The sequence below is a fragment of the Carnobacterium sp. genome (genome assembly GCF_040274425.1).
In genome coordinates, this window is the sequence record NZ_JBEMBC010000012.1 from 1 (window position 1) to 23,990 (window position 23,990).

The window sequence follows — 23,990 nt, forward strand, 5'->3', positions numbered from 1 at the left end:
AGCTAAAGTTTTTTTACACATCAAAAAAACTTTAGTCTTTCTCCATCGTTGAGTTTTAGCACTATATGGCGTAGATTGTCCATCAGCTACATTAAAAATAACCTTAATTCGATTATTCCTGTTGACCCATTGGTGTCTCTCGACGTTTTTGGGCAGCAGCGTGTGTCCATATAGGAGCCTCACCTAACAGAAGTCTTATTCATTTCATAGCCTATGCTAGCTCAAAGATTTTTATAAGTCAAGTTACTCGATTATTTTGATAAAGATATTTAGGAGAATTATTTTATTTGTTAGTATCAAAGATACTTAAAAAGAATTGATGATCGGATTAGAATCAAGGTTTTACATAGTAATAAAAAAAGTCGAAGAAATTTCCAAATCGGAAAATTCTTCGACTTTTTCGTTTTCAACTGATTAATTTTTAACGCTAGCGCGACTTAAGTCAAATTCTACACCAACTGAATTGAAGATGATTCCTTCAACAGCCGGGTTACGAAGTTGTGTTTCTGCTTCTTGGTATAAAGGAATGAAAGCGAAGTCGTCAGTTATGATTTTATGAGCTTGTTGGAGATCTTCCCAACGTTTTTCATCATCATTTGCATTTGTTGTTTTCGCTTGATCGATCAAAGCATCATAATCGCTATTTGCGTATCCACCTTCGTTATAAGGAGAATCGCTGTATAGCAGGTCCATAAAATTGATGGCATCCGCGAAGTCAGCACCCCATCCAGTAAGCAGGATATCAAAATCGCGAGTATCTGCTAGAGCAAGACGGTTCTTTTTAGGTACATTACGTAACTCAACAGAGATACCAGGTAAATTGTTTTGAATTTGACCTTGGATGTATTGACTGATCTGTTTGCTCTTTTCATCGTCGTCTCCAACAAAAGATAGAGAGATACTGTCCACACCTAATTCAGCTTTAGCTTCTTCCCATAGCTCTTGAGCACGCTCTGTGTCATAAGATAGGAAAGTTCCTGCTTCTTCAGTAAAATCTTCACCAGTAGCTGGATCAGTTACAAAATCAGCTGGTAAAAATCCGCCGATTTCAGTTGAACCATCCGCTAAAACAGTATTCACTAAATCATCTGTATTGATGACCAAACCTAAAGCTTCTCTTAATTTTTCGTTTTGCAAGTATTCATTATCCCAGTTAAATTCCAAGTAAGAGGTTCTAGCTTTCTTTTGAACGACAATATTTTCGTCATCAGCGAATTGCTTAACGATCTCTCCGGTTAATTGAGCGTTATCTGTTTGTCCACCTTCAAATAAATTAACAGCAGTACTTGTTTCTTTTACAACTTGAACATTCACTGCGTCTAATGTCACTTCATCAGCCGCATAATAGTCGTCATTTTTTACTAAGTCCCAAGTTAGTCCTGTGCCATCCCAATTTTCTAATGTAAATGGGCCATTAGCGAGCAAGGCTTCACTAGAAGTTCCGTAATTATCTCCTTGTTCTTCAACAAAGGCTTCATTTTGAGGGAAGAAGGCTGTAAAAGCTAACAGGAATTCGAAGTAAGGTGTTGGTTGCGTTAAGTTAAAGGTAATTTCATGATCGCCATTAGCTGTAACACCAAGTTCACTGACATCTGTTTCACCAGCCATGATTTCAGGTGCATTGACAATCGTTTCTGCTAGATAACTATAAGAAGCTCCAGTATCAGGATCGACTAATTTTTGCATAGCGTATACGAAATCATTTGCTGTAACAGGATCGCCGTTAGACCAAACAGCATCGTCACGAAGAGTATACGTATACGTAAGACCGTCTTCTGAGATTACGCCTTCATCAGCTGCAATAGCAGGTACAGGATTTCCTTCTTCATCAATACGTAATAATCCTTCAATAACATGTCCTAAATAATTTGAACTATTAATATCGGTGATTAAAGCCGTATCCATGGTAGATAACTCTGTAGGGGCAGTGTAATGAACGACTTGTTCCCCAGAGGTAGTGCCTGAAGAATCACCGCTCGTTGAATTTGAAGAATCTCCATTTCCACCGCACGCAGTTAATAAAAATGCGGTACTCATTGTAGCTGCTAATTTATATGATGTTCTCACTATAAACACTCCTTAATCTAATTTAATTAATCTTATTTTAATATGATAACACGTTTATACAAAAAAATGTATGCTTTAAGCTGAAAATTCACGCAATTCTGAATAAAAAACAGAATATAGTACGAATAAAGGATGTCGCTTAATTTTTTTGCGAAAAAAGAACCTTCTTTATAGTTTATCGTAAATCATCGATAAGCTATAAAGAAGGCTTCATTTCTAAGATAGAGCTTGTTACTGATTAAGTTTTTTTGATGAATTGCTCTTTGCAATGTGGGCATTTGATGTTGATTTTTCCTTTGTTTCTCGGTACGCGTAATTTTTTATGACAGTTTGGACAAACGTAGTACTTGTAAACTTTTCGTTGCAGAAACTTATTCCGCTTTTGATTCCAACTTCTAGTAAATTGACGAGTAGATGCTAAAAATTTTTGATTTTCTTGATATCGTTTTGTTCGATTACGAGAAAATGTTCGATAGTAACCAATAATAATAGCTGCCCAACCGAGTAGGCCAATGATTGACCAATTGAGTAAGTTAGCTAAGACAACAACAGCCAACCCACCATAAAGCAAATAGGTCGAAAGTTTATCTACGCCATATCTGCCAATCATAAATTTTTGAATGTAAGTTTTGAATTTTCTCATTTAATAGTGTCTCCTCTTTCTCTTTGTTCCATAAGATCAACATTAAATAGTGTACCATGTTAAATAGCATTCAGCGACCGTCTTTAGTCTGAGTTTATAAAAGGGAGCCAAACTATCAAAGATATTGAAATCATGCAAGAGAATTATGGTCTGTTTTTCTATCAGCTAGGTGTTCATAAGGCTTTACATTCATCCATAAAACGCTTACGATTTACATAAGAAATAGGTTTGGATTATTTAACACAAATAGGGGGATACGATGAAGAAAATTGGATGGTTAGTAACAGCATTAGTAGTAAGTGGATGTGCAAAGTCAGTTGTTGAGAAGCCTAATGAAGATACTTCAGAACAGGTTTCATCAAGCGAGTCCTCTGTACAAGTGAAAAATCAAGCTAGTGAAGAAAAAAGAGTCTCATTTATGGGAGTAGGAGATAATCTGATCCATAATGTGATATTTGAAGAAGCGCAATTAGAAGACGGGACGTTTGATTTTAAACCTATGTTTGAAAATGTAGCTGAAGATATTGAAGCTGCAGATTTAGCTTTTATTAACCAGGAAACTTTGATGGGCGGAGATGATTTTGGTTTCTCAGGTTATCCAGCCTTTAATACACCTAGCGATATGGCAGGCAATTTAAATACTTTAGGGTTTGATTTAGTAAATGGAGCATCCAATCATTCGTTGGATAAAGGCAAACAAGGGGTCATAAATACTTTAGAAATATGGGATAAGCAAGAAAATATGGTCTTTACTGGAGTGTTTGATTCACAAGAAGAACGGGATACGATACCAGTTATTGAGCGTGATGGAGTAACATTTTCCTTTTTAGCCTATACATACGGAACCAATGGAATTGAACCTGATGTTTCGTATCGTTTAAATTACTTTGATGAAGCGCTAATTACTCAAGATATTGAACGAGCAAAGCAAATCAGCGATTTTGTTATTGTCTCTGCTCATTGGGGCGATGAACACATGCTTGAACCGAATGAGTTCCAAAAAAAATATGCCCAATTGTTTGCGGATTTAGAAGTCGATGCAGTAATTGGTACTCATCCTCATGTGATTCAACCGGTTGATTGGGTAGAAGGGAAAAACGGCAATCAGACATTAGTCGTTTATTCATTAGGTAATTTTCTCTCTGCGATGTCTACGGGAACTGAAAATAATATGTTAGGCGGCATGATCTCTTTTGATTTTGTAGTGACTGAAGATGAGAAAACTCTTGAAAATGTGAAATGGGATGCGACAGTGATGCATTATACAGGCAATAAGAGCGAAAATACGGATTTAAGAAAGGATTTTAGAATTTACAAACTGGATGATTATACCGGAAAAATTGCCAGTCAGCATACCCTTAACAGCTCTCAAGAAAATCAACTCTCTAAAGAGTCTTTACAACAAACAACGGAAACGGTCATTGATGCTGAATTTCTAAAATAGAATGAACAAAAAAGTACGGTCAGTACCATTAGTTAAAAATTGTTTCAATAGGATGCGTAAAAATGAGCTTAGTAGAAGTAAAAGGGTTGCCTATGCTTCAGGCGAAGCCAATCTATGGTCCAACTATTTGGGTAGTTTTAGGTTTAACAACAGTACTTGTAGGAGCCTTTCCTAAGAGAACAAGTTTGATTTGGATCTATGTAACTTTTTCTATTTTGGTTATTTATCTTGGCAGTTTACTCGAATTTCCAGAGTGGGTAAACAATATTTCTGCTTTTCATCACATCCCTCAACTGCCAAATGAAGAAATTATTTGGTTTCCATTGAGTAGTTTAAGTCTAGTAGGGATTGTTCTTTCTGTGATAGGGTTTCTAAGTTACAACAAAAGGGATATTTACTGAAGTATAAAATAATTTGAAAGATTGATAAAATTCATTTTAGTTATTGACAGGTATGTAATCAGTCTGTTATTATTCATTTAGATTAAAAAACAATGAGTTTTAAATGATAAAAAAGACTTTGATAAGGAAAGTACGTCAGAAAATAATTTTTAGAAAGCCCGGATGATGGAAAAGGGTAATGATAGTTCTGATGGAAAATGGCCTTTGAGTTGAGCAGTCGAGTGAGAGAATCTTTAGACTGTTACGGTAAGCACCCGTTATCTGATGCAGCAGTTTACGAACTTTCATTTGTGGGTTTGTGTACTGAATAAGGTGAGAATAGTGATATTCTTATAAACTAAGGTGGTAACACGGAATTTAAATGTCCGTCCTTTCTAGTCGAAAGACTAAGATTGGACGGGCATTTTTTTGTTGAATAAATGAAATAGGGGGAATAGTAATGAAGAAATGGAAATTAGGGATAAGTATTGTATTGGCAACAGGATTGTTGATTGGATGTGGCACACAAGCAGAAGGAAATAATGACTCAGATATCTCAGAAACCACAAAAATTGCACAAGAAACAGGCGTGGGTGTAAGTGCAGAAATCACGACATTAGATACCACTCAAGCTACCGACCGCAATACGTTTACTGTTATCGAGCAAATATTTGAAGGCTTGTACCGTTTCAATGCTGAAGATGAACTTGAACTAGCTTTGGCAGAAGAAGAGGCCGATATCAGTGAAGATGGGTTAACTTACACGTTTAAGCTAAGAGAAGATGCAAAATGGTCCAATGGCACACCAGTGACTGCCAATGATTTTGTTTACGCTTGGGGGAAAATGGTGAATCCAGAATCATTATCACCGAATGCTTACTTATTTGAAAATATCAAAAACGGTGCTGAGGTTGTTAAGGGAGAAAAAGAACTGAGTGAGTTTGGCGTTTCAGCAGTGTCAGACTATGAATTAAAAGTCGAGTTAGAAGTTCCAAGACCTAATTTTTTGAGCCTATTAGCAATCGGTTGGTTCTTCCCACAAAATGAGGAGTTTGTTGAATCGCAAGGTGATAATTACGGACAAGATACGGATTCTATCATTTATAATGGGCCGTTTACGCTAGTTGATTGGAAAGATGGCGCTACTAGCTGGGCATATGAAAAAAACGAATCTTATTATGATAAAGATCAAGTTGCATTAGACAGAGTGAATGTAGCTGTGGTAAAAGAAGTTTCTACAGGATTGAATCTTTACGAAACAGGTGAGGTGGATATCGTTACATTAACAGGAGACTATGCCAAGCAATTCGAAACCAATGAGAATCTGATCCGTAAACAAGAATTGGCATTACAATACTTAACTTACAATGCCTCAGAAAATAGTCCACTAAACAATGAACATTTGAGAAAAGCAATTGCTTTATCTATTGATAGAAAAGAACTAACTGAAAATGTACTTGAAGATGGATCAGAACCTCTGGGTGGGTTGATACCGCGCAAATTACTAACCAATCCTGAGACCAATGAAGATTTCCGTACAGATAATGGTTCTTTTAATGATTATGATTCTGAAAAGGCTAAAGCAGAATGGGCTTTGGCAAAAGATGAACTAGGCGATACACTAGAACTTGAATTGTTGACAAATGATGATGCAACTTCTAAGAAAGTTGGTACCTATATCCAAAGTGAAGTTCAAGAACATCTCCCGGGGGTAACGGTCATTATCAGGAGTGTACCAAGTAACGTTGCAAAAACGGAGCGGACTTCTGGCAATTATGACTTTTCAATTGCTGGATGGATAGCCGGAGATTTAGATCCAACAGGTTTCTTTGTTTTATTGGAAACAGATAGCCCGTATAATTATGGATCTTATCAAAATGATGAATACCAAGCTTTAATAGATGAAAGTAAAACAACGTATGCTAATGATTCTAAAGTAAGATACGCTAATTTTTTGGAAGCAGAAAAAATTCTGATGGATACAGCTGCTTTTCAACCTTTGTATCAACGTACAACGAACTATTTGCAACGTCCTACAGTCCAAGGACTAGAGAGTCATCTGTTAGGATCTGACTTTACATTTAGGAACGCCACGATTGCAGAGTAAATAGTAAACAAATATAAGCGGCTATTGCCGAAGAGAGGAATAGTGGGAAAAATGGCAAAAAAAATTGTGTTGCAAACTGATTTTGGTTTAGAAGATGGTGCTGTTAGTGCCATGTATGGAGTTGCTTTTAGTGTAGATCCATCGTTAGGAATTTATAATTTAACGCATGAGATCCCACAATACAATATTTGGGAAGCTTCTTACCGTTTATATCAGACGGTTAATTATTGGCCAAAAGAAACTGTTTTTGTTTCGGTTGTTGATCCAGGAGTAGGAACGGAGCGATTGAGTGTCGTTGCTAGGACCGCGGATAACCACTATATTGTGACTCCAAATAATGGAACCTTAACTCATCTACAAGAAAGTGTTGGAATCGTTGAACTTCGTCAAATTGATGAAACAGTCAATCGTTTACCAAATTCCGGTGAATCTTATACTTTTCATGGAAGAGACGTGTATGTCTACACAGCTGCACGTTTAGCTTCCGGTGTGATTTCATTTGATGAAGTAGGCCCACTTTGTAACTTAAATCAATTAGTGAGATTGCCGCATCTTCAAGCTGAAGTAGTACATGATGGTATTGTTGGGAATATTGATATTTTAGATGGACGTTTTGGCAATCTTTGGACGAATATTTCGCGTGAATTATTGTTTGACTATGGTGTGAAGTATGGAGATAATATAGAAGTTACTATCTCGAACACTTATACAATTTTTTATCAAAATAAGATTCAAATTGGTCAATCTTTTGCGAAAAGCCGTGTAGGTGATCCTATTTTATTTATTAATTCTTTAGATAAATTAGGTGTAGCAATCAATCAAGGCTCATTTGCTAGTGCTCACCATATTAAAAGTGGCGATAATTGGAAAATACAGATAAAAAAATAACAAACAAAAAAATGATAGAATCGGAGATGTAGAAAATGAAGAAAAATGAAATTTCTATTAAAACTATAGTCGCTATTGGGATTGGGTCAGCCGTCTTTGTAATTCTTTCGCGATTTGCAGCGATCCCAACACCGGTTCCCAATACAAGTATCCAAACCTCTTATGCATTCTTAGCTTTAATGGCAGTTGTGTTTGGACCTCTTGCAGGAGGGTTAATTGGATTGATTGGCCATACGTTAACAGATGCAATCTCATATGGATCAGTATGGTGGAGCTGGGTAATCGTATCCTTGTTCGTTGGATTTACCATTGGTTTATTGACAAGAAAAATTCAAGTGAAAGATGGAGAATTCAACAAAAAAGATATTATTCGTTTCAACATCAGCCAAGTTATTGCACAAGCCATTGGCTGGTTTGTGTTAGCTCCTGTTTTAGATATTTTAATCTATGCAGAACCGGCCAACAAGGTCTTTACACAAGGAATTGTAGCCGGTATTTCCAATATCTTAACCGTTGGAATTATTGGGACGATTCTATTGATCGCTTATGCAAAAACACAGAGTAAAAGCAATAGCTTAATAAAGGAATAGTACTATCTCAAGGGTAAAAAGGAGTCGAATTATGAACCAGGTGGCTATTGAATTCAAATCATATACATTTAAATATCGCAGTCAAACGGAACCAACATTACTTGATATTAATCTCACAATTCATGCAGGTGAAAAAGTAGTCATTGTTGGTCCGTCTGGTTCAGGCAAAAGTACACTAGCCCATTGTATCAATGGGCTAGTTCCTTTTGCGTATCGAGGTGAAAGTAGTGGAGCTTGCCTAATTAATGGAAAAGAAACAAATTCACTAGATATTTTTCAATTATCAAAAATGGTTGGAACGGTTTTACAAGATTTGGACGGACAATTTATCGGGCTAACTGTAGGCGAAGACATTGCTTTTGCTTTAGAAAATGATAGGGTTGAGCAAGGAAAAATGCATAAAAGAGTGACTCAGGTAGCTGGTCTTGTAAAAATAAAAAATCTTTTAAATGCATCTACACACGAATTGTCAGGAGGACAAAAGCAGCGGGTATCAATGGCGGGAGTGCTCGTTGATGATGTTGATATTTTACTCTTTGATGAACCGTTAGCAAATTTAGATCCTGCAACCGGCAAATATGCGATTACTTTGATTGATGATTTGCAAAAGCAAACAAATAAAACCACAATTATTATTGAACATCGCTTGGAAGATGTATTGTACCGAGATGTTGATCGCATTATAGTAATGAGTGAAGGTCGAATTGTAGCTAATGCTACACCAGCAGAACTTTTAGCAACAGATGTACTCGCAAAAAGTCATCTGCGGGAACCGCTTTATTTGAAAGCTTTGCAGTACGCCGATATTCCGATTACCTCTGCGATGTCACCTGAACATATTGAGCGTATCACACTTACAAACCAAGACAAAAACAAGGTGAGACAATGGTACCAACAACCTATTCAAGTAGTTAAAAATAAAGAAACTGAATCTATTTTACGGATAGAAAATCTGTCTTTTCATTATCCAAATGCGCAACATACTCTAATGGATATCTCTTTCACAATACAAAAAGGTGAAATGGTTAGTATTGTTGGGAAAAACGGAGCCGGTAAATCGACATTATCAAAATTGATTTGTGGATTTGAGCGACATCAAACAGGGAAAATTATTTATCAAGACAAAGATATCAGCAAAGAATCGATTACAAAGCGTGCCGAAGCGATTGGTTTAGTTATGCAAAACCCAAATCAAATGATTTCTAAACATTTGATTTTTGATGAAATAGCTTTAGGACTGCGGTTACGTAATGTGGAAGAAAATGAAGTACGTCAACGAGTTGAAAAGACATTAACCATTTGTGGCTTATATGCTTTTCGTAATTGGCCAATTTCAGCACTAAGTTTTGGTCAGAAAAAACGAGTGACTATTGCATCGATTCTCGTATTAGAACCAGCGGTATTAATTTTAGATGAACCGACTGCCGGACAAGATTTCCGTCATTATACAGAAATCATGAGTTTTTTAACTGAACTGAATCAACATGGAGTCACAATTTTAATGATTACTCATGATATGCACCTTATGTTGGAATACACACCAAGAACGCTTGTCATTGGCGAGGGAAAACTGCTTGCCGATGCTTCAGCAGTTGAAGTCTTGGCAAATGAGTCATTGATTGCACAAGCAAATTTAACTAAAACATCTTTATACAAATTGGCTGAAAAAATGTCTATCACGGACCCACAAGATTTTGTTTCCAAGTTTATTCATTATGATAAGGAGGTACGCAAAACATGGCAGTAGAAATGTTAGCTTACATAGAGCGTCGTTCACCTGTTCATGCCTTATCAGGTGCAACAAAATTAATCGTCTTTCTTTTATTTTCAACAGCTGCGATGTTGACCTATGATACACGAATTCTAGTTGGTATGCTGATGTTGAGCATTGTGGTATTTACAATTTCTAAAATCAAACTTCGTGAAATTGCTTTTGTATTGCTATTTATTTTATTCTTCTTACTGTTAAATAATCTTGCCATCTATTTATTTTCACCTCAAGAAGGTGTTCGAATTTATGGAACAAGTCATGAACTTTTTCACATTTGGGGAAGATACAACCTCACTTTAGAACAACTATTTTATCAGTTGAATGTGACGTTAAAATACTTTGTTGTGATCCCGGTAGCATTACTGTTTATAGTAACGACGCATCCAAGTGAGTTTGCTGCTTCGCTCAATAAAATTGGAATCAATTATAAAATTGCCTACTCGGTAGCACTCGCATTAAGGTATATTCCAGATATTCAACGCGATTACCGCAGTATCTCACAGACCCAACAAGCTCGAGGCATCGATATTTCCCGAAATGAAAAAATGATAAAACGTATCAAAAATGTTTCGGCAATTATTATTCCGTTAATCTTATCGAGCTTAGATCGAATCGAAGTTATCAGCAATGCGATGGAATTACGTGGTTTTGGCAAACACAAAAAAAGAAGTTGGTACAGTGAGAAAAAAGCAACAAAAAAAGACTACATGGTTATTTTTGTTGCGCTACTCATATTTAGCGTTAGTTTACTGGTTACTTATCAAAACGGCAGCCGTTTTTACAATCCTTTTCAATAGGAAGAAGATTGAATACATTGTACGTAAAAAAGACTAATATGCAGAAATTTAGCTGCATATCAGTCTTTTTTATTACGCTGAAACAGATTCAGAAAGACTCTCTACAGCCTTCATTGCTTCCAGAATAGTTTCTTTGGTTACACCAGGTACGGCTAAGTTGAATGTCTCATTATCTGAGGCAGCAAATTCAGCAACCTTTTTTGCTTTTTCTGAGAAATCAGTCTTCACATCAAAGTCAGAAAAACGATGTGGAAATTGATTTGATTCATAAAATGGTAGTAATTTTAGTACCTCTTTTTCATCTCCAGAAGCCCATAGTTGAACTAAAACACCATAAGCAACTTTTACACCATGCTCAAAAGTATGTGTTTCTTGAATAAGGGACATTCCGTTATGGATAGCATGCGCACCAGCCATACGTCCATATTCTCCCGCAAATCCTCCAACAGTACCAGCGATAGCTACAACAGCCTCGGAAACTCTTTTGAAGGCACCTGTTACTTCATGATTTTCTAGATTTGTTAAAGCTTCTGTACTGTCTTTTAATAATAATTCTTGAGTAACTTTCGCAGTTTTTAAACCCACTTGAACCATAGCAGGTAAGTCGCCCAAAACATGGCGAGTAATGCCTTCTGCTTCATACCATTTAGCCAATGTATCTCCAATCCCGCCCATAAAATATTTCTTAGGCGATTCCACTAATAAATCTAGATCCATCAAACAAAGTAAGGCTGCTTTTTCATAATAATCCACTACTTTGAAAGTATGATCGGGATGATACACGGCTGAAAGGGGAGTATAAGCCGAACAAGTTCCTAATACCGTTGGAATAGTTACATATTCTACGTTTAATAGTTCAGCGGTACCTTTAGCAGTATCTAAAGCACGTCCACCACCGATGGCTACTACGCAGTCCGTTCCCTTTATTAATGAAGAAAGACGTTCCATGTCTTCATGAGAAGCTGATCCATCATAACGAAATACTGGTAAATTCAAAGAACCAGAGTAGTGCTTTTTAAAAGCATCATAAGACAGTTCACCTGTAATAATAACGGGTTTAGTAAAAGAGGCTAATTTTTGATCTAAATAGTTTAAAGCACCAGACTCACATAAAAATTGACCGGGTCCTGGACGAACAACTTGACTTAAACGCATAATAAATTCCTTCTTTCTTTTATAAATTAAAATTAAGCTTCTGTTGTAACAGGGGGGGAGATGACCTCTTCAGCAGAGTTGTCTTTATTGCGACAGAAGTTAGCATAAATTGTCCCAAATAATGTATGGACAATGGTTCCAGCTGCACCAGCTAAGGCCGTTTCTGGGCTGAAATGAGCTAATCCTAAACTTCCAGCAAGACCGGTATTTTGTACACCAATTTCAATTGCCATCGCTCTAGTAGCAGAGTGATCTATTTTTAATAGTTTACAAACGGTATATCCAGCTGCATAGCCAGACAGATTGTGTAGCCAAACGATCAAAAATATAATTAATCCTGTTCCCAATAATGTTTCTGAATTGAGAGCAACCGTTCCGCCTAATACTAATAAAACAGCAGTTGCAGAAAGGGAAGGTAATAGGACTTCCAATTTTTTAAGATAGGAATTAAAGAAATAACTCAGTACGAGTCCGCTAAGAATTGGGACTAAAACAACTTGAATAATGGATAAAAACATACTCCAAAAACTGATGTCTATATAAGTACCACCATAGAACGACAAAAGTAAAGGTGTAAGAACTGGCGACAAAAAGGTAGAAACAGAAGTAGCAGAAACAGATAACGCTACGTCTCCGTTTGCCAAGTAAGTCAGGACATTAGAAGAAGTTCCTCCTGGCACACAGCCAACTAAAATCAAGCCCAGAGCAATTTCATTTGGTAAGTTGAATAGTTTTGCCAATAAGAAAGCGGAGAGAGGCATTAAAGTATATTGAGCCAATGTCACTAAAAAAACTTGCCAAGGTTTTTTGAATACGGCTGTGAAATCAGCTGGTTTCATAGTTATCCCCATGGTGAACATGACGATCTGCAGGAATAAAGTAGTATGGCTGCTGGCCCATAAAAAAGAATTCGGTAAGAAAAGGGCAGCTGCAGCAACTCCCACAACGATAAATGCTAAATATTTATTGTAAAATAGGTTAAATTTGTTAAAGTATTTCATCTATATCCCTCCCATTATGTAGTAAAAGTTAGTTTTGTCTATTGACCTTTTTATATAAAATTTCATTTTCTATGGCAACACATCCTTTCAAGAAAATAAAAAGGCCACCCATTCAATTAATGAATGGGTGGCCTAGTCCCATTCAGCCAAACAAGCTTGAACAGGACTTAAACGACTGTAAAAAATTACAGTGTCTAAATCCTGGTCCTAATAATAATTGCTGTTTGATTGAATGATTGTGTCATGGAGTGACATCCTCTCGTGGGTTAGTGAAAATAGAATAACATTGCTAAATTAAAAAGTCAACATCTTGTTTTAATCATATTGCAATTTTTTCGAAGGCATATATAAGCAAATGTTGGAACTGCAGTTAAATACTATTTTCCCATTTGATATAGCAAACAACGTAAATACTTAAAGTGAAAAAACGGTGTTTCTTCACTTTTTGAGACTAATAACTCCATAAATAATCTCAAAGTTTACCTTCTATATGGTAAGCTCTAGTTAATGATCAGTACAATAATATATTTTGATGGGAATGTTAAAATGGAGCTAATTCTAAAAAAAAATAAACCACTTAGTGTTACTTATAAAGATTTAAAAAATAAAAAATTTATCAAATACCAGGTAAATGATTTTTCAGCAGTAACGGCAGTTAAGGGTGGAAGGCTGATTTGGAAAAAAATTATTGAAGTTGTTGGGGAATACTACAAGGTCCCTGAGAGAAAAGATATCCTAATTGATGAAACAGCTGTCTATCCAGAAGGAAGATTAATTGACAAAAAAATGAAAAAAACAAATGTAAATAATCTTGTAGGCTTTTATCGAACAGAAGAAGAGGTTGAGGAAGCAAGAAAGATAAAGAAATCTAGTCGCCGAATGCAAGTGAAAAAATTAGAAGTAGGTGGCCAATCCGTTTTTTATTGTAGTTTCTCGGGAATTGATGCAGTAATGTTTGCACAAGGAATGTTAAATAAATTTGGTAATGAGGAAGACCAAATTGTTATTGAATACAAGGAAGCAGCAGAAGAAGATATTGAATCAAATCCAGAAACTGAACCAGAAGAAGTCCATTCGAAAAACCATTCACTTAATACTATTTTATATGGTCCACCAGGAACAGGTAAAACTTATGCAGTAAAGTATTATGAAAATGAAATTATTGACAGTCAGAATCAACCAAGAGATAGTAGTTATGATAATTTAGCGGTCTATCAATCATTAATTATCATACTTGGAAAAAGAAAACATCCAATGTCAATAAATGAAATTTTCCAGTCAAAGGAATGGAAAATTTCCCAAGCAACAAACGGCCGTGGAGAGTCTGATCCTCCGAACATTTGGAATACATTGGCTGGTCAAGATAATAAAAAACATGCAGAAGCATTTGATGTTATAAAAAATGGACGTAAAAATAATTATCAATTATCGGAACGTGGAAAAGAAATTTTTCAAGAATTACTAGAAATTCAAAGTGAAGAGCCTATTGAGGTTCAGAAGAGTTATAAAGAAATTATTACATTTCATCAATCTTATGGGTATGAGGACTTTATTGAAGGAATCAAGGCCTTTGTTAATGAAAAAGGAGATGTGTATTATGAAGCAACTCCAGGTGCTTTTGTAAAATTTTGCCGCCGTGCAGAAAATGATACAGAAAATAATTATCTTTTTGTGATTGATGAGATCAATCGAGGCAATATCAGCAAGATTTTTGGTGAACTAATTACTTTAATAGAGCCAAGCAAAAGAATAGGTGCTACTGAAGAAATTCAAGTTACTTTACCTTATTCAGGTGAATTGTTTGGAGTGCCGTCGAATGTTTATATATTAGGAACAATGAATACTGCGGACCGCTCAATCGCGATGATGGATACAGCGTTGCGACGTCGCTTTGAGTTTAAAGAAATGCTACCTGATCCTTCGCTGCTTTATGATATTTCAAATTATGCATTAGATGAGATTCTTGCAGTGATAAATAAAAGAATCGAATACCTTTACGATCGTGAACATACCATTGGCCATGCCTTTTTCTTAGGAGAGAAAGCAGAAGGAATATTGGAATTAGAACAAATTCAACGCGTATTTGAAAATAAAATTATTCCGTTATTACAAGAATATTTTTATGATGACTATCAAAAAATTCAAGCTATTTTGAACGACACAAATGAAATTTATATTTTTAAAAACCCTTCATCAAAACATACCATGCTTTTTTCGAATAAATTTGAAGAGATATTCGATTGGAATCTAGAAGAGGAAGCACAATACAGCATTCATAACACTGTTAGTATCGAAAAATTTGAAGAATTTCTAAAGAATGTTACGGTAACAAACTAGGAGGTTAGTTATGGGTGCTAGAGAAATCTCAGTTTCAGAATTCGAGAAAATTACAGTTGGAAAGCAGTATGGCAGAGTTGAGATTACAAAAGAAGATATTTACACTTTAAAACAACTTATCGATGAAGATAGTGAAAGTAATAATGGAATTGAACGATTTTTAAGTCCAATTCGAAATGGTGTAAGAGCAAACAATTACGTTGGGGTCATTCAACTGAAAACAGGATTAACAATTGAAATCTTGCCTAAAATTATCACGATGAAAGACGTATCTCATAGTGACGTTCGAAAAATGTTCTTTAAAATGTTGAAATCCTTACGTATTAATGATGGGAAAAAATTTGATTTTGCAAATTTAAATAGTCAAAAACAACATATGGCAGAAATTTTTATTAAAATGTTCCTTAAAGAAGTAGATTTTGTTATTAAGAAAGGGTTAAAAGCTTCTTACGTAGAGAGACAATCAAATGAAAATTTTTTGAAGGGAAAGTTATTACTGAATCAACATATACAAAAAAATGGAATTAATAAGACTAAGTTTTTCATTCAACATGATGAATTTTTAGTTAATTCACCAGAGAATCAACTAGTCAAAACTACTTTGCAAAAAGTGTATCAGTTATCTAGTGATTTTTCTAATCAAAAAATGATTCGGGAACAATTGCTATACTTTGAGAAAGTTCAGTATACAAAAAATCTAGATAGTTCTTTTTCAAAAGTGGATATCAATAGACAGTTTAGTTATTACAAACAAGTAATTGCTTGGTGTAAATTATTTTTAGAAAATAAAAGTTTCACCTCATTCAAAGGAAGTAATGTTGCATTTTCGCTACTATTTCCAATGGAACTGATTTATGAATCATATATTGCAACTAGTTTAAAGCGTGTATTAAAAAACTATACTGTCACAACACAAGAACACAAACATCACTTGTTTGATGAATTTAGGAATCTTCAAGTAGAAAAATCCCGAAAACGTTATCTATTGAAGCCAGATATTGTTTTGCGATCAAAAGAAGATGAATCATTAATTATTGTAGATACAAAGTGGAAAATTTTGGATCGTTTCGGACCTTCTCAAGGAGATATGTATCAAATGTTTGCCTATAGCAATCGATACACACAAAAAAGCAAGGAATACGTTGATAAAGTTATACTACTTTTCCCTTTAACAGATTCGTTTCATGAGAGTGTCTATAATAGTTTTAATAAGGAGATAATAGGACCTGTCACCAAAATTGAAGTAAGATTCATCGATTGTTTTGCTGATATTGATTTGCAGTTAATGAAGTTAGTTAAATTCCTCTAAAAATATCTGTTTCAATATAAATATACGTTGTACGTAAATAATACACTAAAATAAAAAAAGAATAGAGAGCAAAACAAATAGTTGATACACTGGAAAGTGTATCAACTATTTGTTTGTGTATCATTTTCAGGTACTGGTTTATTGGTGTTTTAAACGATACACTAAAGTTGGCACAATAATTGCATATAATAAGTGATGGACAAATCAATAAGCTTGTTGGAAAATCTAAACGCTACCATGTTTAGATAAAGTATATTGAAAGGTGGCGGTGTTGTAGCTTTAAGAGTTGTGTTTTTAAGTGAGATAAAACTAAAAAACATGATGAAGAAGTGATTCTGTTAGTTTCGTCTCATCAGAAAATAGAAATAAAATATTTAGGAGGTAGAAATATGGTAGGAATTATACTAGCAAGCCATGGCGAATTTGCTGAAGGCATCTTGCAATCTGGCGCAATGATTTTTGGAGAACAAGAAAATGTTAAAGCTATTACTTTAATGCCAAGCGAAGGGCCAGAAGACGTTAAAACAAAAATGAAAACTGCAATCGCTTCGTTTGACGATCAAGATGAAGTATTGTTCTTAGTTGATTTATGGGGTGGTACTCCATTTAATCAAGCAAACACTTTGTTTGAAGAACATAAAGAGAAGTGGGCAATCGTTTCTGGGTTAAATTTACCAATGGTAATTGAAGCTTACGCATCTCGTCTTTCAATGAATTCAGCTCAAGAAATTGCAGCACATATCATTGAAACAGCAAAAGAGGGCGTTAGAATCAGACCTGAAGAGTTGGAACCTGTATCAACAACTGCAGTTGCAACTGCTGAACCAGTACAAGGTTCGATCCCACCAGGAACAGTAGTTGGCGATGGCAAAATCAAATTAGGTCTAACACGTGTAGACTCTCGTTTGCTACATGGTCAAGTAGCTACAGCGTGGACAAAATCTGTGTTACCAAACCGTATTATTATCGTTTCAGACGCTGTTGCTAAAGATGATCTTCGTAAGAGATTAATTGAACAAGCAGCACCGCCAGGAGTTAAAGCTAACGTTGTTCCAATCAGTAAAATGATTGAAATTGCTAAAGATCCTCGTTTTGGAGGCACAAAAGCATTATTATTATTTGAAAACCCTAGAGATGTTGTTAGAGTTATGGACGGCGGCGTAGATATTAAAGAAGTTAACGTTGGTTCTATGGCACATTCAGTTGGGAAAGTTGTTGTAAGTAAAGTTCTTTCAATGGGACAAGATGATGTTGAAGCTTTTGAAGAAATGAAAGAAAAAGGCGTTAAATTTGATGTACGTAAAGTTCCAAATGATTCAAGTGGCAATATGAATGAGATTCTTAAAAAAGCAAAAAATGAATTAGCACGCGCATAATGAACTAATAAAATAATATTAAATTAAATAGGAGGCCTATTATGTCTATAATATCAATTATTCTAGTAATTCTTGTTGCATTTCTAGCCGGTATCGAAGGAATCTTAGACGAATTCCAATTCCATCAACCATTAGTGGCATGTACATTAATCGGTTTAGTAACAGGTAATTTAACAGCTTGTATCATTCTTGGCGGAACACTTCAAATGATCGCTCTTGGTTGGGCAAACATTGGAGCAGCCGTAGCACCAGATGCTGCATTAGCATCAGTTGCATCAGCAATTATTTTAGTATTAGGTGGACAAGGCGTTGCAGGAGTTCCAGCAGCGATCGCAGTTGCGGTTCCACTTGCAGTAGCAGGACTTTTCTTAACAATGGTTGTTCGTACATTAGCTGTACCTATCGTACATTTAATGGACAGCGCAGCTGAAGATGGTAATTTCAGAAGAATCGAAATGTTGCATATGGCTGCCGTAGCTATGCAAGGGATTCGTATTGCTATCCCAGCAGCAGCACTTTTATTCATCCCAGCACAAACAGTTCAATCATTCTTAGAATCTATGCCAGCTTGGTTAACTGACGGTATGGCAATCGGTGGTGGAATGGTCGTTGCGGTTGGTTATGCATTAGTTATCAACATGATGGCAACAAAAGAAGTATGGCCGTTCTTCATTATCGGATTTGTAGTAGCAGCAATTTCTCAATTAACTCTTATTGCTCTTGGTGCATTAGGTGTAGCTATCGCTCTAATTTACTTGAACCTATCTAAAATGGGTGGTTCTTCAAATGGTGGCGGAAGCAACTCTGGTGACCCGCTTGGCGATATCTTAAACGATTATTAATCCTGAAGGAGGAGAAGAGACATGGCAGAAAAAATTACTTTATCTAAAAAAGATCGCTTAGCCGTAGCATGGCGCTCTACGTTTATCCAAGGTTCTTGGAACTACGAACGTATGCAAAATGGTGGTTGGGCTTACTCAATGATTCCAGCAATTAAAAAATTATACACTACTAAAGAGGATCGCGCATTAGCGTTAAAACGTCATTTAGAATTCTTTAATACTCACCCATACATTGCTTCACCAATTCTTGGAGTTACTTTAGCTCTTGAAGAAGAGCGTGCAAATGGAGCTCCAGTTGATGATGTAGCTATTCAAGGGGTTAAAGTTGGTATGATGGGTCCTTTGGCCGGTGTTGGTGACCCTGTGTTCTGGTTTACTGTACGTCCGATGTTAGGTGCTCTTGGAGCATCATTAGCTATGGGTGGAAGTATCCTTGGACCAATCATTTTCTTCGTAGCTTGGAACCTAATTCGTTGGGGATTCATGTGGTATACACAAGAATTCGGTTATAAAGCCGGTTCTAAAATCACAGAAGACCTTTCAGGTGGATTGTTACAAGACATTACTAAAGGTGCATCAATTCTAGGTATGTTCGTATTAGCTGCTTTAGTACAGCGGTGGGTATCGATCAGTTTCCAACCAGTTGTTTCCAGAGTTCAACTAGATGAAGGAGCATACATTAAATGGGATGAACTTCCAATGGGTGGCGAAGGAATTCGTCAAGCCTTTGAACAAGTCAACTCAGGATTGGCACTTTCACCTACAAAAGTAACAACTTTACAAAACAACTTGGATCAATTGATTCCAGGATTAGCTGCATTGGCTTTAACAATGTTCTGTATGTGGTTGCTTAAGAAAAAAGTTAGTCCAATCGTTATTATTCTTGGCTTATTCGTAGTCGGAATCGGTGGACATTTAATCGGACTTTTATAAGATCAACTAAAAAGTCGTTTAAAATCTCTGAATCACTACTAATTCGCAATAAAAAGTGGCTGGGATCATCTCAGTCACTTTTTTTATTGCTCTAAGCACTTAAAACAACGTATAATGGTGAAAAGATGATAAATGAAATGGAGCAGATAGAATGGTTGAATCAATCAATACAAAAGTAGATTTAGTAATAGATGCCACTGCTTTTACAGGATTAACGGATTATGGGAAAATTATGATAGGTGATAAAGGGTTTGAGTTCTTTAATTCTCGCGATAAACGTAAATTTGTTCAAATTCCATGGGAAGAAGTAGAGAATGTCATTGCTTCAGTAATGTTTAAAGGGAAATGGATACCACGTTATGCAATCGAAACAAAAAGATCTGGTACCTTTACCTTTTCATCTAAGGATCCTAAGAAAGTTCTTCGAGCTATCCAAGTATATGTAGAACCAAGTCATATGGTCCATTCCTTAAGCTTTTTTGATGTTATGAAACGTGCACTTAAATCGATTGGGAAAAATAAAAATAAAAAGCAAAATAAAAAGCAAAAGAAAAAGAAATGATGAGCTAAGTTAATTAAAGAATGAGATGTAAGTCTAGAAATCTACAATTCTAGACTTTTTTTTATCACAAAATTATTGGTCTAAGTCATTGTTATTTAAGGTAAACAAATTACAATAAAATAACTCATGAAAATAATAGAATGAATGAAATGGAATTATCAATTGAAATTTAAAATAGGTTTATTTTAAATTTGGAAGAATTAAGTAAATGAAACTTACAAAAATTTTATTTTAAACTTTCAGAAGATACAGATGTACTGGAAGAATGGGTACGGTACATATACTGACAGAAAAATAAGGAGAATTAAGAAATTATAATCATTTAATAAATAATTATATACTAAGATAATCCTTTCAAGACACTAATGTATCAATCTTGAGAGGGTTCTTTTACAAAAAGATATTTCAAATTATTAAATATGTTACCTAATATATGAATACGCTAAATTATCAAGGAAAGATTGACTTCTTAGGTTATTCGACTAATATAAAATTGAGGTGAAAATAATGTTAAAGAAAAAATTAGTTGATTATTTAGAAAACCAAACAGCTTTTTTTGATCCAGATAATGTAAGCGATATTTTTACAGCTAAAAGAATGGCTGAAGAATTTGGAATCAAAAGAAATACTGTTAGTCATTACTTAAGTCAACTAAATGAGCAAGAGATTATTGTCAAAATTAATACTCGGCCTGTTTATTTTTTACACAAAGAAGCTTTTGAAAACCAATTTTATTTTTTATCTAAAACTATTTACAATAGCTTAGAAGAATTAAAAAAAGAAAAACCTTTATTTTACAAAAAAAATGATTTTTTCTCGTTATTGATTGGGAACAGTGCAAGTTTATCCCGTAGTATTGAACAGCTAAAAACAGCTATCTATTATCCCGATAATGGTTTGCCGGTTTTACTGACAGGTGAAAGTGGAACAGGGAAAAGTTATATGGTGAAGATTATTTATCAATTTTGCTTGGCTAATGATTTAATCGAAGAAGATGTTCCTTTGGTTACCTTGAATTGTGCACAATATGCCAATAACCCAGAGTTATTGACGAGCCAGTTGTTTGGGCACGTTAAAGGTGCGTATACAGGAGCTGATGAAAATCGTAAAGGAGCGTTTGAAGAATCGGATGGTGGAATATTATTTTTAGATGAAGTCCATCGTTTGAACGCAGAAGGGCAAGAAAAATTATTTACCTATTTAGATCAAGGAATTATTTATCGGATGGGTGAATCGAATAATCCACGCAAAGTAACAACACGTTTATTCTTTGCCACAACAGAAGATCTTTCTAGTAGCTTTTTAACGACGTTTATTCGCCGGATTCCGGTACAAATTGAATTGCCTGCTTTAATTTCTCGTACACAAAATGAACGTTTAGAAATGGTTTATGATTTTTTAATTAAAGAGCAGCGAAAAATAAAAAATCCATTATTAGTCAGTGGTCAAGTATTGCATTTGTTGAAAAATGGGATATATAAAGGCAATATTGGTGAACTAAAAAATGTGATAAAAGTAACTGTAGCAAATGCGTTTTCGCTGCAAAGAGAAGAGTCAGAAGTAAAAATAGCCATCCATCATTTGTCACCAGATTTTCTATCTCATGCTGTGCTTAATACGAGTGCAGTGGTTGAAGAAAGTGTGCGGGTTGACGAATCAACGACAGTGGAAAACTTAATTGTTCAAAAAAATCCTGATCAACAAAGAATCATTCAAACTTACGAAAAGTTATTAGTTGAATTCAGCACTCATCGATCAGATTTAACTGGAGCAGAAGAAAGTATGAAGCAAGAAGTGGATAATCTATTTGATTTCTTGATTTTTGAAACAGATAGGGAACAAAAACAAGAATTGCTTTTATTTATGACCCAATATGTACGGGATACGTTAAAGCAGATGGAGGCTTCTTATCAAATTACTTTTAATGGCAACACAGTATATGCCATTAGTTACTATCTTTTCCAACGCAGTAGTGTCCGATGGCAGCCGGAAAGTACTGGATTAATTCGTTTAATCAAAGAGTTCAAAGAAAAAGTAGCACAGACATATGCTACACAGTTTCAATATATCGAGCGGATTCTCATTTTAATTCAACCTAAATTAGATATTGAAGTATCGGATATGGACAAGATATTGCTTACGCTCTATCTTAATCGACTAGGAGTATCCCGAGAATCTATATCTGCTAAAGCCATTATTGTAGCTCATGGTTACGCTACAGCCAGTAGTATTGCAAATGTTGCCAACAATATGTTAGGGAAAAATATTTTTGAATCGTTTGATATGCCACTGGATACTACGCCGCAAAAAATTGCTGAAGAAATTGTTGACTATTCAGAGAAAAATGACATTAGTAATGGCTTAGTTATTTTAGTTGATATGGGTTCATTAAAAGAGATTTATGAATATTTTCCACAACAATTAACAGCTCCGATTATGATCATGAATAATGTTACAACACCTTTAGCACTTGCTGTTGGAGAAAACATTCAAAAAGAACTGAGTCTTTCTGATGTAGCAGTCCGTTCGGCGAGTTATCTTAAACAGGATTGGAAATTAATCTATCCGCAAGAAAATAAGACTAAGGCTTTGTTGACGACTTGCTTTACGGGAATCGGAACAGCAAAACAAATCAGTCAATTATTAGAAGAAAGTTTGCCGGCAGCTAGTCACTTAAAAGTTGTTCCTTATGATTATGAAACGTTGCATAATCATAAAAAGAAAGAAACGGTCTTTTCATTATATGATGTTGTTGGTATTATAGGAACCGCTAATCCCGCAATCGATGACATACCCTATCTTTCTCTTGAAGAATTAATTTCTGGAAAAGGAACGCAAAATCTTTCTGATTGGCTGAAAAAAGTCATGACTCCGGAAGAAAATGAACAATTTAATAATCGTATGATTCGTAATTTTTCATTAAAAAAAGTCATCGATTCGGTTACCATCCTTGACAGTGATAAAGTCATGTCAGAAGTTGAATTGTTTATGCGCATATTTGAAGAACTAACAGAACAACAGATTGCGAATGAGGGTAAGCTTGCTTTATACATTCATATTAGTTGTTTAATTGAACGGCTAATCCGTAATGAGACAATTGAAAATTATAGTTGGGAAAGGTTTACAAACCAGTGTCAAAAAGAACAGCTAAAAAAAATTAAAGAAGCGTTTAGTGTCATAGAGAAAAACTACAGTGTCAAGATACCTGATTCTGAATTAGCTTATATCCATGATATTATTTTCCAAAAACTTGATGTATCAATAACTGAAGAAGAATTTTAATATATGCAAAGAGCGTGCCACTAAATTTGGCACGCTCTTTGCATATATATAGATATAAGAGAGGTGAATAAAGTGGAAAGAAAATTAATTTTAGCCAGTCATGGAAATTTTGCATCAGGAATTTTAAGTTCATTAGAATTAATTTGTGGTAAAAACGATAAAATCACAACTATTGATACTTATATGACAGCTGATTATAATTTGAGCGAAGAAATAAAAGTACTTATGGACGTAAATAAAGAAAACGAATTGATTGTTGTAACAGATATTTTTGGCGGTAGTATAAACAATGAATTTTTAAACTATATACATACTCCAAATTTTTATTTAGTTGCAGGAATGAATTTACCGTTACTGATCGAATTAATGACTCAATTGGAATTCGTTGATTCGATTCCGGAAATGATTAAAAAGGCACTAGGTAATTCAACACCAACAATTCAATTTTGTAATGAAACGATTCAAAATGAAACTGAAGAAGAAGAATTTTAAGGGAGGAAAATAAC

19 protein-coding genes, 1 riboswitch and 1 other annotated feature are annotated in these 23,990 nt (G+C 35.0%); of the genes, 15 read left to right on the forward strand and 4 right to left on the reverse strand.

The features are described 5' to 3' along the window. Positions 1 to 32: 32 nt before the first annotated feature. A riboswitch (M-box (ykoK) riboswitch) is annotated at positions 33 to 198 on the reverse strand. 216 nt (positions 199 to 414) lie between these two features. Together ABS911_RS03935 and ABS911_RS03940 are read right to left on the reverse strand one after the other, a co-directional pair. Then, positions 415 to 2,067 (reverse strand): peptide ABC transporter substrate-binding protein, encoded by a 1,653-nt coding sequence (locus tag ABS911_RS03935; RefSeq protein WP_350466408.1) that lies wholly within the window; start codon positions 2,065 to 2,067, stop codon positions 415 to 417. Positions 2,068 to 2,305: 238 nt separating this feature from the next. Then, positions 2,306 to 2,710: a zinc ribbon domain-containing protein gene (locus ABS911_RS03940; protein ID WP_350466409.1), complete on the reverse strand. Its 405-nt coding sequence runs from the start codon at positions 2,708 to 2,710 to the stop codon at positions 2,306 to 2,308. Between the two features lie 259 nt (positions 2,711 to 2,969). Here ABS911_RS03940 and ABS911_RS03945 point away from each other — a divergent pair, with 259 nt between their 5' ends. From ABS911_RS03945 to ABS911_RS03975, 7 genes are all read left to right on the forward strand, one after another. Next, positions 2,970 to 4,154, forward strand: coding sequence for a CapA family protein (locus tag ABS911_RS03945; protein ID WP_350466410.1), 1,185 nt, complete (start codon positions 2,970 to 2,972; stop codon positions 4,152 to 4,154). A 62-nt stretch (positions 4,155 to 4,216) separates the two neighbouring features. After that, entirely contained in the window at positions 4,217 to 4,555 is a 339-nt protein-coding gene (locus tag ABS911_RS03950) for an efflux permease Rv1217c-related protein (protein ID WP_350466411.1), read from the forward strand. Between the two features lie 109 nt (positions 4,556 to 4,664). Beyond that, positions 4,665 to 4,931, forward strand: a binding site (T-box leader). A gap of 63 nt (positions 4,932 to 4,994) precedes the next feature. Continuing rightward, positions 4,995 to 6,641, forward strand: a complete 1,647-nt coding sequence (locus tag ABS911_RS03955; protein WP_350466412.1) for a peptide ABC transporter substrate-binding protein — start codon at positions 4,995 to 4,997, stop codon at positions 6,639 to 6,641. Between the two features lie 51 nt (positions 6,642 to 6,692). Continuing rightward, on the forward strand, positions 6,693 to 7,529 hold the full coding sequence (locus tag ABS911_RS03960) for an SAM hydrolase/SAM-dependent halogenase family protein (RefSeq protein ID WP_350466413.1): 837 nt from the start codon (positions 6,693 to 6,695) through the stop codon (positions 7,527 to 7,529). A 35-nt stretch (positions 7,530 to 7,564) separates the two neighbouring features. Continuing rightward, on the forward strand, positions 7,565 to 8,119 hold the full coding sequence (locus ABS911_RS03965; RefSeq protein WP_350466414.1) for an ECF-type riboflavin transporter substrate-binding protein: 555 nt from the start codon (positions 7,565 to 7,567) through the stop codon (positions 8,117 to 8,119). Positions 8,120 to 8,150: 31 nt separating this feature from the next. Further along, positions 8,151 to 9,866, forward strand: a complete 1,716-nt coding sequence (locus tag ABS911_RS03970) for an ABC transporter ATP-binding protein (RefSeq protein ID WP_350466415.1) — start codon at positions 8,151 to 8,153, stop codon at positions 9,864 to 9,866. Next, positions 9,857 to 10,687: an energy-coupling factor transporter transmembrane component T family protein gene (locus ABS911_RS03975; RefSeq protein ID WP_350466416.1), complete on the forward strand. Its 831-nt coding sequence runs from the start codon at positions 9,857 to 9,859 to the stop codon at positions 10,685 to 10,687. Before ABS911_RS03970 ends, ABS911_RS03975 begins: the two co-directional genes overlap by 10 nt. Before the next feature lie 72 nt (positions 10,688 to 10,759). On the opposite strand, the gene ABS911_RS03980 is transcribed toward ABS911_RS03975, so the two are convergent. Together ABS911_RS03980 and ABS911_RS03985 are read right to left on the reverse strand one after the other, a co-directional pair. Next, on the reverse strand, positions 10,760 to 11,842 hold the full coding sequence (locus ABS911_RS03980; protein ID WP_350466417.1) for an iron-containing alcohol dehydrogenase family protein: 1,083 nt from the start codon (positions 11,840 to 11,842) through the stop codon (positions 10,760 to 10,762). A 32-nt stretch (positions 11,843 to 11,874) separates the two neighbouring features. Then, positions 11,875 to 12,843, reverse strand: a complete 969-nt coding sequence (locus ABS911_RS03985) for a bile acid:sodium symporter family protein (RefSeq protein WP_350466418.1) — start codon at positions 12,841 to 12,843, stop codon at positions 11,875 to 11,877. Between the two features lie 546 nt (positions 12,844 to 13,389). On the opposite strand from ABS911_RS03985, the gene ABS911_RS03990 reads away from it, so the two are divergent. From ABS911_RS03990 to ABS911_RS04025, 8 genes are all read left to right on the forward strand, one after another. Beyond that, positions 13,390 to 15,180 carry an McrB family protein gene (locus tag ABS911_RS03990; protein WP_350466419.1) on the forward strand — a complete coding sequence of 597 codons (1,791 nt, stop codon included), beginning with the start codon at positions 13,390 to 13,392 and terminating at the stop codon, positions 15,178 to 15,180. Between the two features lie 10 nt (positions 15,181 to 15,190). After that, a complete protein-coding gene (locus tag ABS911_RS03995) occupies positions 15,191 to 16,489 on the forward strand; it encodes an McrC family protein (RefSeq protein WP_350466420.1) in 1,299 nt (432 codons plus the stop codon). A 389-nt stretch (positions 16,490 to 16,878) separates the two neighbouring features. Beyond that, positions 16,879 to 17,865 (forward strand): mannose/fructose/sorbose PTS transporter subunit IIA, encoded by a 987-nt coding sequence (locus ABS911_RS04000; RefSeq protein WP_350466421.1) that lies wholly within the window; start codon positions 16,879 to 16,881, stop codon positions 17,863 to 17,865. A gap of 41 nt (positions 17,866 to 17,906) precedes the next feature. Then, a complete protein-coding gene (locus ABS911_RS04005) occupies positions 17,907 to 18,707 on the forward strand; it encodes a PTS mannose/fructose/sorbose transporter subunit IIC (RefSeq protein WP_350466422.1) in 801 nt (266 codons plus the stop codon). A gap of 21 nt (positions 18,708 to 18,728) precedes the next feature. After that, positions 18,729 to 19,640, forward strand: a complete 912-nt coding sequence (locus ABS911_RS04010) for a PTS system mannose/fructose/sorbose family transporter subunit IID (protein WP_350466423.1) — start codon at positions 18,729 to 18,731, stop codon at positions 19,638 to 19,640. Between the two features lie 151 nt (positions 19,641 to 19,791). Beyond that, positions 19,792 to 20,202, forward strand: a complete 411-nt coding sequence (locus tag ABS911_RS04015) for a DUF956 family protein (RefSeq protein WP_350466424.1) — start codon at positions 19,792 to 19,794, stop codon at positions 20,200 to 20,202. Positions 20,203 to 20,709: 507 nt separating this feature from the next. Beyond that, on the forward strand, positions 20,710 to 23,484 hold the full coding sequence (locus ABS911_RS04020; protein ID WP_350466425.1) for a sigma-54-dependent transcriptional regulator: 2,775 nt from the start codon (positions 20,710 to 20,712) through the stop codon (positions 23,482 to 23,484). Between the two features lie 72 nt (positions 23,485 to 23,556). Beyond that, a complete protein-coding gene (locus ABS911_RS04025) occupies positions 23,557 to 23,976 on the forward strand; it encodes a PTS sugar transporter subunit IIA (protein ID WP_350466426.1) in 420 nt (139 codons plus the stop codon). Positions 23,977 to 23,990: the final 14 nt, after the last annotated feature.

Bases quoted from the DNA above. Each gene is read 5' to 3' on its own strand.
- ABS911_RS04005 (WP_350466422.1), top strand. From the start codon at position 17,907: ATGTCTATAATATCAATTATTCTAGTAATTCTTGTTGCATTTCTAGCC.
- ABS911_RS03985 (WP_350466418.1), bottom strand. From the start codon at position 12,843: ATGAAATACTTTAACAAATTTAACCTATTTTACAATAAATATTTAGCA.
- ABS911_RS03940 (WP_350466409.1), bottom strand. From the start codon at position 2,710: ATGAGAAAATTCAAAACTTACATTCAAAAATTTATGATTGGCAGATAT.
- ABS911_RS03975 (WP_350466416.1), top strand. From the start codon at position 9,857: ATGGCAGTAGAAATGTTAGCTTACATAGAGCGTCGTTCACCTGTTCAT.
- ABS911_RS03960 (WP_350466413.1), top strand. From the start codon at position 6,693: ATGGCAAAAAAAATTGTGTTGCAAACTGATTTTGGTTTAGAAGATGGT.
- ABS911_RS03990 (WP_350466419.1), top strand. From the start codon at position 13,390: ATGGAGCTAATTCTAAAAAAAAATAAACCACTTAGTGTTACTTATAAA.
- ABS911_RS03945 (WP_350466410.1), top strand. From the start codon at position 2,970: ATGAAGAAAATTGGATGGTTAGTAACAGCATTAGTAGTAAGTGGATGT.
- ABS911_RS03965 (WP_350466414.1), top strand. From the start codon at position 7,565: ATGAAGAAAAATGAAATTTCTATTAAAACTATAGTCGCTATTGGGATT.
- ABS911_RS04020 (WP_350466425.1), top strand. From the start codon at position 20,710: ATGTTAAAGAAAAAATTAGTTGATTATTTAGAAAACCAAACAGCTTTT.
- ABS911_RS03980 (WP_350466417.1), bottom strand. From the start codon at position 11,842: ATGCGTTTAAGTCAAGTTGTTCGTCCAGGACCCGGTCAATTTTTATGT.
- ABS911_RS04015 (WP_350466424.1), top strand. From the start codon at position 19,792: ATGGTTGAATCAATCAATACAAAAGTAGATTTAGTAATAGATGCCACT.
- ABS911_RS03970 (WP_350466415.1), top strand. From the start codon at position 8,151: ATGAACCAGGTGGCTATTGAATTCAAATCATATACATTTAAATATCGC.
- ABS911_RS04010 (WP_350466423.1), top strand. From the start codon at position 18,729: ATGGCAGAAAAAATTACTTTATCTAAAAAAGATCGCTTAGCCGTAGCA.
- ABS911_RS04000 (WP_350466421.1), top strand. From the start codon at position 16,879: ATGGTAGGAATTATACTAGCAAGCCATGGCGAATTTGCTGAAGGCATC.
- ABS911_RS03950 (WP_350466411.1), top strand. From the start codon at position 4,217: ATGAGCTTAGTAGAAGTAAAAGGGTTGCCTATGCTTCAGGCGAAGCCA.
- ABS911_RS03955 (WP_350466412.1), top strand. From the start codon at position 4,995: ATGAAGAAATGGAAATTAGGGATAAGTATTGTATTGGCAACAGGATTG.
- ABS911_RS03995 (WP_350466420.1), top strand. From the start codon at position 15,191: ATGGGTGCTAGAGAAATCTCAGTTTCAGAATTCGAGAAAATTACAGTT.